This is a genomic window from Bradyrhizobium sp. I71 (assembly GCF_022354745.1).
GTDB lineage: Bacteria > Pseudomonadota > Alphaproteobacteria > Rhizobiales > Xanthobacteraceae > Bradyrhizobium > Bradyrhizobium liaoningense.
The window spans coordinates 7,227,712-7,243,014 of the sequence record NZ_CP059398.1; the positions used below are offsets into that span (position 1 = coordinate 7,227,712).

General features: G+C 62.2%; 15 protein-coding genes. 6 read left to right on the forward strand and 9 right to left on the reverse strand.

Translation table 11 applies throughout. The features are described from left to right. The first annotated feature begins 78 nt into the window (after positions 1–78). From FJV43_RS34360 to FJV43_RS34380, 5 genes are all read left to right on the forward strand, one after another. Positions 79–438, forward strand: a complete 360-nt coding sequence (locus tag FJV43_RS34360) for a cytochrome c (RefSeq protein WP_239623357.1) — start codon at positions 79–81, stop codon at positions 436–438. Positions 439–644: 206 nt separating this feature from the next. Then, positions 645–1,049 carry a VOC family protein gene (locus tag FJV43_RS34365; RefSeq protein WP_239623358.1) on the forward strand — a complete coding sequence of 135 codons (405 nt, stop codon included), beginning with the start codon at positions 645–647 and terminating at the stop codon, positions 1,047–1,049. 130 nt (positions 1,050–1,179) lie between these two features. After that, the gene (locus FJV43_RS34370; RefSeq protein ID WP_239623359.1) at positions 1,180–1,851 is read left to right on the forward strand and encodes a cell envelope biogenesis protein TolA; all 672 of its coding nucleotides are present in this window, start codon (positions 1,180–1,182) and stop codon (positions 1,849–1,851) included. Positions 1,852–2,009: 158 nt separating this feature from the next. After that, positions 2,010–2,546, forward strand: coding sequence for a helix-turn-helix domain-containing protein (locus FJV43_RS34375; protein WP_239623360.1), 537 nt, complete (start codon positions 2,010–2,012; stop codon positions 2,544–2,546). A 285-nt stretch (positions 2,547–2,831) separates the two neighbouring features. Next, positions 2,832–3,107 (forward strand): hypothetical protein, encoded by a 276-nt coding sequence (locus FJV43_RS34380; RefSeq protein ID WP_239623361.1) that lies wholly within the window; start codon positions 2,832–2,834, stop codon positions 3,105–3,107. A gap of 104 nt (positions 3,108–3,211) precedes the next feature. Here the strand turns inward: FJV43_RS34380 and FJV43_RS34385 are convergent, their stop codons facing one another. The 3 genes from FJV43_RS34385 to FJV43_RS34395 all read right to left on the reverse strand — a co-directional run bounded on the left by FJV43_RS34385 (position 3,212) and on the right by FJV43_RS34395 (position 6,628). Next, complete coding sequence (locus tag FJV43_RS34385; protein WP_239623362.1) at positions 3,212–4,003, reverse strand: transglycosylase SLT domain-containing protein; 792 nt, start codon at positions 4,001–4,003, stop codon at positions 3,212–3,214. Between the two features lie 405 nt (positions 4,004–4,408). Next, positions 4,409–5,614 carry a hypothetical protein gene (locus FJV43_RS34390; protein WP_239623363.1) on the reverse strand — a complete coding sequence of 402 codons (1,206 nt, stop codon included), beginning with the start codon at positions 5,612–5,614 and terminating at the stop codon, positions 4,409–4,411. 231 nt (positions 5,615–5,845) lie between these two features. Beyond that, a complete protein-coding gene (locus FJV43_RS34395; protein WP_239623364.1) occupies positions 5,846–6,628 on the reverse strand; it encodes a class I SAM-dependent methyltransferase in 783 nt (260 codons plus the stop codon). A gap of 110 nt (positions 6,629–6,738) precedes the next feature. Between FJV43_RS34395 and FJV43_RS34400 the strand changes: the two genes are divergently transcribed. Beyond that, positions 6,739–7,005: a DUF2312 domain-containing protein gene (locus FJV43_RS34400; RefSeq protein ID WP_145631477.1), complete on the forward strand. Its 267-nt coding sequence runs from the start codon at positions 6,739–6,741 to the stop codon at positions 7,003–7,005. A 296-nt stretch (positions 7,006–7,301) separates the two neighbouring features. Here FJV43_RS34400 and FJV43_RS34405 read toward each other — a convergent pair whose 3' ends face one another. The 6 genes from FJV43_RS34405 to FJV43_RS34425 all read right to left on the reverse strand — a co-directional run bounded on the left by FJV43_RS34405 (position 7,302) and on the right by FJV43_RS34425 (position 15,126). After that, on the reverse strand, positions 7,302–8,270 hold the full coding sequence (locus FJV43_RS34405; RefSeq protein WP_239620704.1) for an IS110 family transposase: 969 nt from the start codon (positions 8,268–8,270) through the stop codon (positions 7,302–7,304). 316 nt (positions 8,271–8,586) lie between these two features. Continuing rightward, the gene (locus FJV43_RS34410; RefSeq protein WP_239623365.1) at positions 8,587–9,102 is read right to left on the reverse strand and encodes a ParB N-terminal domain-containing protein; all 516 of its coding nucleotides are present in this window, start codon (positions 9,100–9,102) and stop codon (positions 8,587–8,589) included. Positions 9,103–9,283: 181 nt separating this feature from the next. Then, complete coding sequence (locus tag FJV43_RS34415) at positions 9,284–10,021, reverse strand: hypothetical protein (protein WP_256456581.1); 738 nt, start codon at positions 10,019–10,021, stop codon at positions 9,284–9,286. Next, entirely contained in the window at positions 9,937–10,353 is a 417-nt protein-coding gene (locus FJV43_RS37200; protein WP_256456583.1) for a RelA/SpoT domain-containing protein, read from the reverse strand. The genes FJV43_RS34415 and FJV43_RS37200 overlap by 85 nt, the downstream gene beginning before the upstream one ends. A gap of 69 nt (positions 10,354–10,422) precedes the next feature. Beyond that, a complete protein-coding gene (locus tag FJV43_RS34420) occupies positions 10,423–11,334 on the reverse strand; it encodes a hypothetical protein (protein WP_239623366.1) in 912 nt (303 codons plus the stop codon). 21 nt (positions 11,335–11,355) lie between these two features. After that, positions 11,356–15,126 (reverse strand): vitamin B12-dependent ribonucleotide reductase, encoded by a 3,771-nt coding sequence (locus tag FJV43_RS34425; RefSeq protein ID WP_239623367.1) that lies wholly within the window; start codon positions 15,124–15,126, stop codon positions 11,356–11,358. Positions 15,127–15,303: the final 177 nt, after the last annotated feature.

Below are 15,303 nucleotides of genomic sequence, written 5' to 3' on the forward strand. Positions count from 1 at the left end.
TCCCTTGACGCAGATCAACTCGGCCTTTCGGTGCAAATCTAGGCTCGATCGGTGATGCAACCGCGGTGAGGTCTGGCGATGTCGCATACTGTTCGAATCTCCATCGGCATCGTCATTCTGATCGCCTTGTCGCTGCTGTTCCTCTTCAGCGTCGTCCACACCGCCGCGGGGGCCCCGAGGCCCGGCTCGCGCACGATCGCCGAAGGACAGCGCCTGGCGCAGGCGTGGTGCCAGTCGTGTCACGCGGTCGAGCGGCGCATGACCGATTTCTTCGACGAGGCGCCGAGCTTCCAGGCCATCGCCGACCGGCAAGGCACCACCGCGCTGTCGCTCAAGGTGTTCTGGCGCACCAGCCATCGGAACATGCCGAACCTGGTGATCTCGCCGGAGCAGGCGGATGCGCTGTCGGCCTATATCCTGAGCCTCAGGGGCAAATGAGGGACCAGCCAGACTGCATTTCGCGAAAACAACCCCATGCACAGTAGGCATCGTCTTGGAATCGCTCGGGATTTGATCTGATTTCGGCGATACCGAATTTCGTTTGCGCCGTCGGGCAAAACAGGTGCATGATGTCACGGTGGAGTCGTCTCGACGCCCCTGCGCTCGATGCGTAGCCTCCGCCCGTAACGCGCGACGAGCCCGCCATGACCTTCCTCCTCAACATCGACGTCCCCGACGTCGCCAAAGCCACGACCTTCTACACCGAAGCCTTCGGCCTGACGGTCGGCCGCCGCTTCGGCGCCGACTTCGTCGAGCTCAACGGCTGGCCGGCGCCGGTGTATCTCCTGACCAAGCAGGCCGGCACGATCGGTGCCGGCGGCGATCGCCGCCGTTACGAGCGGCACTGGACGCCCGTGCATATCGACGTCCTCGTTGACGATGTCGACGCCGCTGTGGCGCGCGCGCTCGGCGCGGGTGCGATCCTGGAGGCGCCCGCGCGCGATGCGCCCTATGGGCGGATCGCGGTGCTGGCCGATCCGTTCGGGCACGGGTTCTGTCTGCTGGCGTTCAGCGCGAGAGGGTATGATGCGCTGTTGGGGAGTTCGTAGTTCGCGACCGGGTGCGTAGCCCGGGTGAGCGAAGCGACATCCGGGAAATGCCTCGGCACGATGAATCCGGGATATCGCTTCGCTCATCCGGGCTACGCTTGCTACGATCGTGAGCGGACATCGGGGCGACATGGCAAAAAAGCAAACAAGCAAGTCGACGAGGAAGCTGAAGACCTACCAGACCTCGCTCGGCTTCTACGACCAGGCGATCGCCGCACCCTCGATGAAGGCAGCGCTTCAGGCCTGGGGCGCCAGCTCCAACCTGTTCCATCAGGGCGCCGCGAAGGAGACTGACGATCCTGACATCGTCGCGGCGACGATGGCGAAGCCGGGTGTCGTGCTCAGACGTCCGGTCGGCTCGGACGGCCCGTTCACCGAGAGCGCGGAGCTGCCGACCGATCTCGGCGAGGGCCAATCCGAACGCAAGCCCAAGAGCAAGTCCAAGAGCAAGCCCGAGAGCAAGTCCACGAAGCGTCCGGCCAAGGCCGCGAAGAAGCCGTCCCGCAAGATCGACGATCAGGCCGCGCGCAAGGCCGCGGCGGCATTCGAGAAGGAGGAGCGGCGGCGCGAAGCCGAGCGAAAGAAAGAGGAGGCCGCCCGCGCCAGGGAGCGCGTGCGCCGGGACAAGGCGGTCGCGACCGCGCAGGCGGCGCTGGACAAAGCGAGGCGGGAGCACGAAGCACGCAGCGAGGAGATCGAGGCGGAGCGGGCTGCGCTGGATGCGCGCGCCGAGGCCGAGCAGGGCCGCTGGGACAAGCAGCGAATGAAGCTGGAGCAGGCGCTAAGCCGGGCGCGGGAGTAGCTTGCGCAGGCCGGGAGGGATTCCTTTACCACGCCATCCAGTCTCGGCCGAACCGCCGGACGTTTAGGAGTTGCGCCAAAATTCTGCGGTATCCTCGCTGCGATTGCGGATGCGTCGGACACGCCGTGCGACGCCGACGCAAGATTACGGGATCTGTCATGAGCGATCATCGCGCCGCAGTCAGGCATCACACCTTGCGCACCGGCATCGTCGAATTCGACAACGGCACCGGCAGCACCGTCAGCGTGCCCTGTACGATTCGCGACGTCTCCGCCACCGGCGCGCGACTGCAACTCAACTCCTCGCTATGGGTCGCCGAAGCGTTCACGCTGGTTTTCGCGAGCGGCCTGCGCAAGGCCTGCCGCGTTGCGTGGCGCAAGGAGCGGCTGATCGGCAGCGCGTTCGCGGACGGCTATGCCAGCGTGGACGAGCAGGCCGCCATGATGACCGCAGGGGAACAGTCCCGGCACCGCCTCGGCATCGGCGCGCGCGTCAAAGCCGCGCGCGAAAAGCGCGGCTACACGCAAGCCCAGCTCGCCGAGCGCCTCAGCGTCACGCCCGCCTTCGTGGCATCGGCCGAGAAGGGCGAGGCGGACATTCCGCTGTACCAGCTGATGCACATCGCGGATTTGCTGATGGTCGGTCTCGACGGGCTGGTTGCGGGGCCGGTGCCCGAGGAGGTCAATGCGGGCTAGGCCTTCGTAGCCCGCTGGAGCGTCCGTGTGCACGCCTCGTCCTTCGAGACGACCGCGGAGCTTGTCATCGGGCCGCGCTGTGCGCGGACCCGGTGGCGGTCTCCTCGGGATGAGGCTGAGCGGCAATCACGCCTGCTGAAGCTGCTGCCGCGCGCTCCGTCCTCATCCTGAGGAGCCCGCCCAAAGCGGGCGCCTCGAAGGATGGCCGCGGAAAAATTCTCGCGCGAAATTCGCTTGCCTTGCCTGGCATCCTTTTGCACTCTTCGGGGGAAGGAGACCAATGCAATGAAGAAAACGACCATCGCCTATGCGCTCGGAACGGCCCTGGTGCTGAGCCTCGCAACATCGGCCGCCGACGCAAAGCCGCGGAAGCAAGTGGTTCGCGCACCGCAGGAGCGGCTGATCGTCACGGCGCCGGTGCTGCGGCCGACGCCATGGGACTACAACATCGTTCCGCGCTATCGCTATCGCCCCGAGGACGACAAGGTCGATCCCTACGGTCCGCCGCTGGTGCCGTCTTACGTTCGCTACGAGGGATGGCGCTGGCCGTATTGGTGGTAGAGCCGGGCCACGCGCGTGGTCTCGTAGCCCGGATGAGCGAAGCGATATCCGGGGTGATTCGGTAACGGAAGTCCCGGATGTCGCTTCGCTCATCCGGGCTACGGCTAACCGTCCTCATTCGCCGCAAGCCGCAGAAACTGCCGCTTCATCGCGTTGACCCTGGCGAGATAGCCCGCGACGAGGTGATCGCCGCAGCGCTCGCCCGCGATCATCTGAAATTTGCGCCGCGCATAGGCCGTGGCCGGGCCCGCGCCGCAGAGATGGATGAAGGCGGCCAGATCCTGCTTCTGCTGCGCGCTTGCCTTCGCATCGCCTGCGAGGGTGAGAACCATGGCCACCTGGCGGTCCAGATACACCGAAGCCAGCTCGGCGGCGTGGCTCGGGATCGCGCGGATATAGAAGAACGTAGACCCGCAGCCGGTCTGCGTAACCGCGTTGCCGCGAACACAGAACCGCGCGGCCTCGGCGAAGGCCGGATCGGTCATCTGAAAGAGGCCGACGGCGCTGGAGGCGGGCCGGTAGATCGCCAGCAGATTGACACTCCATCGCCAGCGCCAATAGGTGCGCGCCACCGGATTGCCCGAGCTCTCGACCTGCGCCAGCGCGGCCAGCAATTCCGGCGTGATCGTCGCGGTGGAAGCTTTCCGGAACAGCGGCCCGTAGCTCGCCCAGGTCTCCGCCGGCTCCTTGTCGAAGGCGTGGCCGACGAGGACGAACAGTTCGGTCGGCTTGCGGATCAATTGATAGGCGGTGTTCAGAAGCGCGAGGGTCACAAGTATCACCGCCACGCTGCCCGCGATACGAACCATCCGCGGTGCCCGCGCGAACCTCCTTCGCACCCACCGAGCGCCCCGCCGGACGCTGCGAAGGCGGAGGCTCCTGCTTTTCGTTGGCATGGCGTTGTGAGCGTGCAATTGCGGAAACTGTGGAGTTCTTGTTCTCTGCGAAGGAGTTCGCAGGACGGGAATCGCTTCGTTCCACCCATCGGGTCGAGGGCAGGGCTAATCGCATATGATGTGTAGGAACGGACTGAACAAGCGCCTCGTCCTTCGAGACGACCGCTTCCAGCAGTCTCCTCAGGATGAGGCTAACGGGCACCGCGCCCGCTGATACTGCTGCCGCATACTCCGCCCTCATCCTGAGGAGCCCGCCAAAGCGGGCGTCTCGAAGGATGGCTGCAGGCGTCTGCTTCCCGTATACGACTGCGCTGGGGCGAAGGGATTTTTGCGGGGCAGGGAAGGTGTAATCCGCGTCTCGCCCCGCTGCAGGCGGGGCGAGATCGTTGCGCCGAAGCAACTCGCTCAGATGAGGAAGTCGGTCGGGTGCAGGCTTGCGGCCTGGACGCCGTCGAGCGTGATCGAATCGTTGGCCGAGAGCTGAATCACGGCATCCCCGGCGGCATTGTCACTGATCAGGCTCGACAGCGCCGTCCAGTCCGCAAAGCCGTAGTCGTGCACATTGATGAGGTCGTGCTCGGTCACGGTGCTCCCGACCGCCTTGTTGCCCTGATCGAAGTCGGTGATCAGGTCGTTGCCGGAGCCGGTGTTGAAGACGAAGGTGTCGCTGTTGCCGCCGCCGGAAAGCTGGTCATCGCCGGCGCCGCCGTTGAGGATATCCCTGCCGCCGGTGATCGAGCCCAGCGTGGCAGGGGCATAGCTCGCGGCATCGCCATAGAGGTGATCGTGAGTTGCCCCGCCGGTGAGGATATCGTTGCCGCCCTGGGCATTGCCGGACATGGTCCGCGCATCGCCGTAGAGCTCCGGGTGTGCAAACTGGATGGTGTCGACACCATCGAATTCGAGCGTGAGAATGTCATCTCCCCCTCGGGCATTGTCGGTCAGCGAGGTCACCGAATCTCCGTAGCCAAATCCGCCAGTCATGGCGACGTCGGTGCCGAAGGTGAAGGTGATGTTGTCGTTGCCGCCCTGCGCATCGCCACCGATGGAGCCGATGGCATCGCCGCTGGCTGTCGCAAAGCCCTGCAGGGTATCCACTGTGATGGCGAGCGTGTCATTGCCGCCATGCGCCGAGCCGGTCATGGAACCGCCGGCATCGCCGGCGTACACGTGGTCGTAGCTTCGCCAGCCCACCGCGCCCGTGATGGTGTCACTGCCGCCGTGTGAATTGCCCGACATGTCACCGGCGACATCGCCGAAAACATGCACGTCGGTGTACAGCGAATCGGCCCCGACACTGATCGTGTCGTTGCCGCCCCTGGCATCGTCGGTCATCGCCTGGGCATCGCCGACCACGAGGAACGCGTTCCAGCCGTAATTCAAGGTAACGGTCAAGGTGTCGTTGCCGCCGCGGGAGTGGCCATGCAACGTCGTGTCGTCCTCGCCGAAGATCGTGACGTCCACTTCAGGCTGGGTGACGGTTACCGTCACGGTGTCGTTGCCGCCCCAGGCGTCCGTGGCGGTCGGAAAATTCGGATCGCCGTAGATGGTTTCGATTTGACCAAACTGGTCGAGCAGGACGTCGATGGTGTCGTTGGGCAGATGCTGCATGGCGTAACTCCCATTTCATTGTCGGAAGCGGGGCCTGACGCCTGCAGAGTTTCTTGCAAGTCGCGTTGTTGACCACGCTTCAGGGGAGCAATCTACCTTTGGTAGATGGCAGAGATTTGCAGGAATTCGGGAGAGAGTTTGATTGCATGGATGGAACCGCGGCGGCGATCGTCGAAATCGCCTCCGCATGTTTGCGTATCCTATGACAAAAAGTGCTGCTTCCCCACGTGCTCAGCCCGGCTTGCGTCCGCTGATGGCGTGGGCGCGGGCGCTGCAGGTGATGCGGCCGTCCGCGCCGGCGGGAAGACCCGTCTTCACGCGCTGCTTGAGCGCTGTGACATCGGCCGCCGGCATGGCTGCGACCACCGGTGCAATGGAGGGGGACTTCGTCTCCACGGTCCAGAACTCGTCGAAATCGGCAAAGGTGCGCTGCACGGCGATCTCGCGGGTCTCGATCTGCTGCAGCCCGGCCGCGCGCCAAAGGTCCTGAAGCGCCGCAAGGGTGGACACTTCCATGTGGGGCGGACGCGTCGGCGACAGCCCCATCGCGTGCATCTCGTCGACGATCGGATCGAGAGGAAACCCGCCGCCCAGCATGTCCCACATGTAGGTTGCGACGAGGCCGCCGGGACGAACGACCCGCGCCAGTTCCGCGACACCTTTCGACGGGTCCGGCACGAAGACGAGAACCAATGCCATCACCGCGACGTCGAAACTTTCCGCCGGAAAGGGCAGTGCCATGGCATCGCCCGTCTGAAACACGGCGCCGCGCGCACCGGGGCGCGTGCGGGCAAAGGCGAGCTGCCCCTCGGAGGGATCGATGCCCTGCACGTCGCTGGGGGCGCAGCGTGCCAGGATGAGCTCGGTGAAGGCGCCGCTGCCGCAGCCGACATCGATCCAGCGCAGCCCTTGCGCGGGCTTCAGCCAGTCGAGAAAGACCTCGCCGACCGAACGGCTCCAGACTCCCATCATCTGCTCATAGGCGGCACCGTCATCGAAGCGAAGCTCGGGCATGGAACGGCTCCCTCGGCGTTTCCACAGGGCGCAATGCGCGGGCGACGAGGTTAACACATTGGTCATTTTTCTGCGGTCATTTTCACGACCTCAGTCAGCAAAGAGGCACCATGTCCGACATCACCATTCCCGGCGGCAAGATCCGTTCCTTCGTCGAGCGGATCGAGAACCTCGACAGCGAAATGCAGGAGTTGAGCGAACAGAAGAAGGAAGTCTTCGCGGAAGCCAAGGGCGAGGGTTTCGACGTGAAGATCCTCAAGGAGATCATCAAGCTGCGCAAGGAAGACAAGAACGAGCGCGACGAGCGCGAAAGCCTGCTCGACCTCTACATGCGCGCAATGGAGACGTCATCGCCGGAGCAGGCGAAAGCGGCTTGAGGTGATCGCGGTCATGCAAGGAGAGGTAGCCGCAGCTTGCAGCTATCTCTCCCGCAGGACGACGACGAGCTGATCCCGGCCATCAATAGCTCGTAGCAACCATTAAATAGCGGCCGTGTTTTGCGCCGTCCGGATCGCCTGCGTCTGCCATGATGACGCCGTGCTCGCGTCCGTCAAGGCGTGGCCTGGCGGCAGATCGGGTGATGTTGGGGCGAGCGACGGCCATCCTTGACGGACGCTACGCGCGACGTCATGAGGAGCCGTAGGTCGGGACGAAGAAGCGCGTCTCGGTCGAACTAAGAAGCAGGGAATGATCCTACCGGAGGTTCGCCGCACCACGGCGTGCCGCGAGCCACCACTGTGTTGGCGAAGATGAGCATCTTTCTGGCACAGGCAACGAGCGCCTGCTTGTGTTCCTTTCCAGCCGCAGTCAGCCGTTGATAGAGCTTGATGAGCTGCGGGTTCCATCGAAACGATGCGGCCAGTGAAGCCGTATAAAGGGCGCGGCGCAGCCGCTTTCGTCCGCCCTCGATATGCCGAACGCCTGACCGGTCGCCGCTGTCGTCGTCATAGGGCGCAAGGCCGGCGAGAGCGACAGCCTGCTCCCGCGTGATCTGGCCGATCTCAGGCAGACGCACCAGGATGGCCACGGCGGTCGGCAGCCCGATGCCGTCAACGCTGTTGATCAGGGCAAGTCTCTTGGCAAGGTCGGGATGCTTGCGGATCGAGGCGACCAGAGCCTTGAGTGCGACCCTCACGCGCTGCTCCAGGCGAGCGATATCCTCTTGCCAGAGCTTGTTGATCGCCGCATTGCGGCAGCTTTCGATCCTGTTTTTGAGGCGTGCAATATCCTCACCGATCTGATCGATCATGGTCAGCTGCTCGGCGAACGGCAGCAACCGGGGATCGGGAGCGGTATGGATCTTCCGCACCGCGGCGGTGCAGGTTGCGATAAGAGCGGCATCGATCTTATCGTTCTTGGCCCGTTGCAAGTGGAATGTGGCATAGGCTCGGACCTGAGCCGGCTGAAACACCACAACCACAAACCCCTTGCGTCGCAGTTCGGCGACGACAGCCTGTTCGTAACCGCCGCTCGCCTCGATGCCGACGCGTTTGATGCGATGCTGTCGCAGCCACGTCAGCAAAGCCTCATGGCCTTCCGCCGTGTTCGTCACCTGCAACTGCTCGCGGCTGCCCTCGATCGCCACATCGAGCTTCCGTTTGCCGGTATCGATCCCGGCACAGATCGTGGTATGCTTGGCCATCTTCGTCGATCCCTCCCTTGTTATGCGAACCTAAAGTTCGTTCAACCATTCGGGTCCCGATGAAGTGCCGATCGCGATGTTGCTACGTCTGACAGCCCTCAAGGCTTCGGTGGGTACCGATCCGATCGAACGGCGACCCAGCTCGGGCGGCCACCCGGGCTGGGCCATTCCTCACGGAACGGCTCAATATAACCAATCGGGCTAATACAAGGATGGGTCAAGCGAAGCGAAACCCATCAATAGCCGTCGCGGAATGATGGGTTTCGCAAGGGCTCTACCCATCCTACGAACTGCTTCTTTGGCAACGAGCCGACCATCAATAGCGGCCGCCGCTGCCCTTTTGCTGCGTGATCCAGTCCGACAATGATTTCGGTGTCGATTTCACAGTCCGGCCCGGTGATGCCTTCGGATTGTCGCGAGCGCCTTTCGCCGGAAGGGTGCGCGACGCTTGCGTTGCGCCAGCGCCCTTCAAGGCAGCCGTCGATGCCTCTGCGGCTTCCTTTTCGAGGCGCAACTGTTTCAATCGCGCCATCTTGATGCGCTCTGCCTCGACTTCGGGTCGCTCGGCTAGCTGCGGCTTGTGTTGAGCAAGCTCGGCCGGGACCAGGACGCCGAGAATGGTCGTCTCGCCGAGCGCCTTGCAGGCTTCGAGCCGATGCAGTCCCTCGACCAGAACGAGGCGGTCTCCGTCGAGCCGAACGGAGATGGGGGTCTGTTGTCCGATGTCGAGAATACTTTCTGCAATCTCCCCGACGGTCTCGGGCTTGATGGCTTTCTTCTGCTTCGTGGGAACGAAGATCTTCTCGATCGGGAAGCTTTCCGGTTTGGGCATAATCTGACTCCGCTTCTACCGGGCCCGTCGCAACTCATGCCGGCGGTGGTCGGAGTTTAGGAGGGAAGGGGTCGACAGCAAAGGCAATTTCGGGGTAGGCGGGGTATTGTTGGGCATCGAAAGCGTAGATCAGGACGGAGAGAGTGAATTTAGTGCATTGTCAGCGCAATTCCGGCGCTCGCTACCAAGGGATGTCATCGTCGAAAGGATCGCGAGGAGGACCAAGGTATTCCTCGCCTTCGATCCAAATATGTTTTTCCTTCATTAGCTGTTTGAACTTTTGCGAGCCGTATCGTTTAGCCAATAGCGTCGCTGTTGGTCTATCCAAGCCCTCCCACCTCTTCCAGATCATGAAGTATCGATCAATGTCGTGATACATCATCAAGGTTCGGATAAAACCTATCGCGTTCTCGTCTCCCGCCGAATGTTCACTAAGTTGTTCGAGTACGTACTTGTTAGCAATTGCTTTCAGGTCGCCGATCTTGTTTAGCCCAAATGCTTTGAACTCATCGAGGACGTCGTCTGGAATTTCGACGAAGGTTATATCGAGATCGTATTGATCCGCGAGCTGCTCTAAATATGGCCTAAGGGTGAGCGAGTTAAGCTCAGTGTCAGAAAGCTGACTTGCGGTCTTAGTTGCTATCTCTGATTTATACTCTTCGACATCTCGAGCAATCTCGTCAAACGCGCCGTCGACGATCTCGAGCATGCCTGAATAGAGATTCAACTTCCGTTGTATCTTCATCGGCAACCCAGTTCCGAGCTTAAATGAACGATCGTGGGCAAGTTCTGCCCAAGCATGCTGGAGCACGGTTCTGATTTGAATCTCGAATTTCAGTTCACTAAGTGCTTCGTATTCAAGAAGACCCTTTCGGTTGGGCCCGAGAGTGCAGACAAAGTGCGTCGAGCGATAGCCCATTCGATCGTCGCCGAGTAGGCTCGATCAAAGCTGTTCTTGTCGTCAACGTCGAACGTCGCCCGAATGATGCTGCTGATCTCCTTTACCTGAGTCTCCAGGAACGTAATCACGCGTATGCCGGAAAGGTCGGTCAACTGCTGTTCAGGTTGAGTGTACTTCTTGCGGCGGATCTTCTCTTCCGTTGAAGTGGTTTCCTTTGTCCGTCCGCTAACACTGAGATATTGGATAGAACTTCGGTCGAGGATGCTCTGAAGCAATCCAACCACGGCAGGAGTTAGTCGCCGATGTTGCGACAGGGTTTCCTCTATCCAAGATCGGTCGTTGCCTGTCATGCTCGTTTTGCTAATCTCACTCGTCTGAAGAGATTGAGAGGCATGTTGTGCTCTGTTCTAAAGCAATAATTATTTGGCTGGCCCAAATTCGTTGATGTGGGTCGCCCGAAGGAACTCAAGGCCCATGGTCGTGAGCATTCCTAGTCTTATGTCGAATCTCAGCTCACCTTTAACGGGCTTTGAGATCGCAACGCGGAACACCTGTACTTGGCGTTCTATGAGTCCCAGTGCGACAAGTGTGTCGACTGTAGCAGACGTTAGGCAATTGCTGCCGAATGAGCTGTTGTCGGACGCGCCGCCATAGAATCCTTCCTCGTTGAATATATTCCATCCGTAATGATCAATGAAAAAGTCCTCCCGTGCTTTCGGCCAACGTCGCAGACTGCGCTTGAGGAAAGCGCTAGGCTCGGGCGTGATGGAGTATGTGCTCTTTTTGTCGTTGATCGAGAAGCTGAAGGGTGCCTGTGCGGCGCTTTGAGCAAAGTGAAAGCGAAATTCTTCACAAAGGTCGATGTTCCAACTATCCGGATCAAATCCCTCGTCTCGAAATTGGTTGATGTTCGCGTTCTTCTCTCGCAGAAGGTGGCGGACGAGTTTGCCGAGCTGCTTTGCATCGTCAGACGATAGCGTTCGCAGCTTTTCGATCAACAGTTGAGATTTGGCGTCCGTGTGGGTGACAGCCGACGCGAGAAGAGATGCCCAAAGATCGGTCAATTTGGTTGTGCGTTGCGTATCCTCTAGGGATGCTGCGTCGAGGAAGGGAACAATGAATTTTAGAGGAATGGCCTTTATCGGAATCTTGTTTTTCGCGCAGAAGACTTTGGCTCGATCCAAAATTCGTACGGCATTCTTCCAACGCTGGAATCTGAGTTGATCGCCGATTAGTCCTGAAAGTTCGCCGGCACTCAAGCCGACGAACTTTTTGACGGAGTTTTTCACAGCGCTAGCAGCCGCAGCCAATATTTGTTCAGACAGCGGCATGCTAGCCCGCCCATAAGATTATTAGCTACACCCCGTCGTGGATCCGCACGTATCGCACTTCATACACGTGCCATTCCGCACCAGCGTGAAGTTGCCGCACTCGCTGCACATCTCGCCCTCGTAGCCCTTGGCCTTCGCTTCCGCACGGCGCTCGGCCTTGGTGGGGACGAGCGTTTGCGCGGTGCCGGCCTTGCTCCACTGGAGCTGCTCGAGCTTCTCCGTCGGCGAGAGGTCGTGGCTCACTTCCTGCTTCAGGGCGACGGCGCCTTCGAGGGTATCGCCCACGCGGGCGCTCGCGCCATGCGAGGCCATCGCCGTGACCTTGCTGCCGCCGGAGGGAGCGCTGTCGTTGCCTTGCGTGACCGCGGCGCTGCCGCCGCGCATCACGACGAGGTTGTCGGTCCGCGAGCGGGTGAGGCCGCGCGAGACCAGCCGGGTCGCGTGGTGGCCGCCGTCCTCGTCCGGCTCCTTGCCTTCCTCGACGCCCTTGCCGAGCGCGTCGAAGCCGGTCTCGTTGGGATCGACATGGGCGAGGTCGAACCGCGACATGTAGCTCACCGCGAGCTCGCGGAAGACGTAGTCGAGGATCGAGGTCGCGTACTTGATGCTGTCGTTGCCCTGCACGGGGCCCGCCGGCTCGAAGCGGGTGAAGGTGAAGGCGTCGACATATTCGTCGAGCGGCACGCCGTATTGCAGGCCGAGCGACACCGCGATGGCGAAGTTGTTGATGAAGGAGCGGAGTGCCGCGCCTTCCTTGTGCATGTCGATGAAGATCTCGCCGAGACGGCCGTCGTCATATTCGCCGGTGCGCAAGTACACCTTGTGCCCGCCGACGACCGCCTTCTGGGTGTAGCCCTTGCGGCGATCCGGCATCTTCTCGCGCTCGCGCATCACGATGATGCGCTCGACCAGCTTCTCGACGATCTTCTCCGAGACCTGGGTCGCGCGCGCGGCCATCGGCTTCTCGTAGAGGGTCTCGACCGCATCGTCCTCGTCCTCGTCGTCGCTGATGAGCTGCGAGTTGAGCGGCTGGGAGAGCTTGGAGCCGTCGCGATAGAGCGCGTTGGCCTTCAGGGCGAGCTTCCACGACAGCATGTAGGCGGACTTGCAGTCCTCCACCGTGGCGTCGTTCGGCATGTTGATGGTCTTGGAAATCGCACCCGAGATGAAGGGCTGGGCCGCCGCCATCATGCGGATGTGGCTCTCGACCGAGAGGTACCGCTTGCCGATCTTGCCGCAGGGATTGGCGCAGTCGAACACCGGATAGTGCTCGGCCTTGAGGTGCGGGGCACCTTCCACCGTCATCGCGCCGCAGATGTGGACGTTGGCCGCCTCGATCTCGCGCTTGGTGAAGCCGACGGCCTGGAGCAGGTCGAAGCCGGGGGCCGCGATCGCCTCGGCGCCGATGCCGAGCTGGTCGCGGATGAAATCCTCGCCGAAGGTCCACTTGTTGAAGGCGAACTTGATGTCGAAGGCGGTCGGCAGGGCCTTCTCGACCTTGGCGATGGCTTCATCGGTGAAGCCCTTGGCCTTGAGGGTCGAGGCGTTGATGCCCGGCGCGTTGGAGAGCGAGCCGTGGCCGACGGCGTAGGCCTCGATCTCGGCGATCTCAGCTTCGCGATAGCCGAGCGCACGGAGCGCTGCGGGAACCGCGCGGTTGATGATCTTGAAGTAGCCGCCGCCGGCGAGCTTCTTGAACTTCACCAGGGCGAAGTCGGGCTCGATGCCGGTGGTGTCGCAATCCATCACGAGGCCGATCGTGCCGGTCGGCGCGATCACCGTGGTCTGGGCGTTGCGATAGCCGTGCTTCTCGCCGAGCTCGAGCGCCGCATCCCAGGCCGCCTGCGCATGGCTGACGAGATCGGGTTGCGGGCAGGAGACGAGGTCCATCGGCACCGGGTTGACGCTGAGCGCTTCATAGCCGTTGGACTGGCCGTGCGCGGCGCGGCGGTGGTTGCGGATCACGCGCAGCATGTGCTGAGCGTTCTTCTTGTAGCCGGGGAAGGTGCCGAGCTCGGAGGCGATCTCCGCCGAGGTCTTGTAGGTGATGCCGGTCATCACGGCGGTCAGCGCGCCGCAGAGCGCGCGGCCTTCCTTAGAGTCATAGGGCAGGCCCATGGTCATCAGGAGGCCGCCGATATTGGCGTAGCCGAGGCCGAGCGTGCGGAACTCGTAGGAGAGCTCGGCGATCGCCTTGGACGGGAACTGCGCCATCATGACGGAGATTTCCAGCACGATGGTCCAGAGCCGGCACAGGTGCTCGTAACCCTCGACGTCGAAGCGCTTGGTCTCGGTGTTGTAGAACGTCAGCAGATTGGCGGAGGCGAGGTTGCACGCCGTGTCGTCCAGGAACATGTATTCCGAGCACGGATTGGACGCGCGGATGTCGCCGGACGCCTTGCAGGTGTGCCAGTCGTTCATCGTGGTGTTGAAGTGCAGGCCCGGATCGGCCGAGGCCCAGGCGGCGTAACCAATTTTTTCCCAGAGGTCGCGTGCCTTCAGCGTCTTCGTCACCTTCTTGGAGGTGCGGGCGGTCAGATTCCAGTCGCCGTCGGTCTCGACCGCGCGCAGGAAGTCGTCCCTTAGCGAGACCGAGTTGTTGGAGTTCTGGCCTGATACCGTGAGGTAGGCTTCGCTGTCCCAGTCGGTGTCGTAGGTGTCGAACTGGATGTCCTTGTAGCCCTGCTTGGCGAACTGGATGACGCGCTTGATGTAATTGTCGGGCACGAGGCTGCGGCGCGCGAGCTTGATCTCGCGGCGGAGTGCCGGGTTCTTCTCGGGGTCGAAGCAATCGTCGCCCGAGCCTTCGCAGTTCACGCAGGCCTTCAGCACTGCCTTCAGGTGCTTCTGGTTGATCTTGGAGCCCGTGACGAGGGCGGCGACCTTCTGCTCCTCCTTCACCTTCCAGTCGATATAGGTCTCGATGTCGGGGTGGTCGACGTCGACGACGACCATCTTGGCGGCGCGGCGCGTGGTGCCGCCGCTCTTGATCGCGCCGGCGGCGCGGTCGCCGATCTTGAGGAAGCTCATCAGGCCGCTCGAGCGGCCGCCGCCGGAGAGCTTCTCGCCTTCGCCGCGCAGGCGCGAGAAGTTGGAGCCGGTGCCGGAGCCGTACTTGAACAGGCGCGCCTCGCGGACCCAGAGGTCCATGATGCCGCCCTCGTTGACGAGGTCGTCACCGACGCCCTGGATGAAGCAGGCATGCGGCTGCGGATGCTCGTAAGCCGACTTCGACTTGGTCAGCTTGCCGGTGAAGGGGTCGACGTAATAATGGCCCTGGCCGGGGCCGTCGATGCCATAGGCCCAGTGCAGGCCGGTGTTGAACCATTGCGGCGAGTTCGGCGCGACCATCTGCCTGGCGAGCATGTAGCGGAGCTCGTCGTAGAAGGCCTGGGCGTCCTCGTCGGTCGAGAAATACTTGCCCTTCCAGCCCCAATAGGTCCAGCAGCCGGCGAGGCGGTCGAACACCTGCTTGGCCGAGAGCTCGCTGACATAGCGCTCCTTCTCAGGCAGCTGGCTAAGCGCGTCGGTATCGGGCACGGAGCGCCACAGGAAGGAGGGAACGGATTCCTCCTCGACCTTCTTCAGGTGCGCGGCAACGCCGGCCTTGCGGAAATATTTCTGGGCCAGCACGTCGGAGGCGACCTGCGACCATTCGGCCGGCACCTCGACGTTTTCCAGCTTGAACACGACCGAGCCGTCGGGATTGCGAATCTCCGACGTGGTCAGGCGGAATTCGATTCCCGCATAAGGTGACTGTCCCGAAGTGGTGTGGCGCCGCTCAATCCGCATGGTCTTGCCCCGTCCTTAATCTTTGACCGGTCCCGCCCCTCATTGAGGGCGTGCCGGGTCGACATTTCGTTTCGCGGCACCTTGCGGCCGTTCGGCCTTCGGTCACCGCAGTTCAGCCGGTGGATCCGGCCCTGTTTTTTCCCGGCGCGACGTCGATGCGCGCATCGATCATCCCGC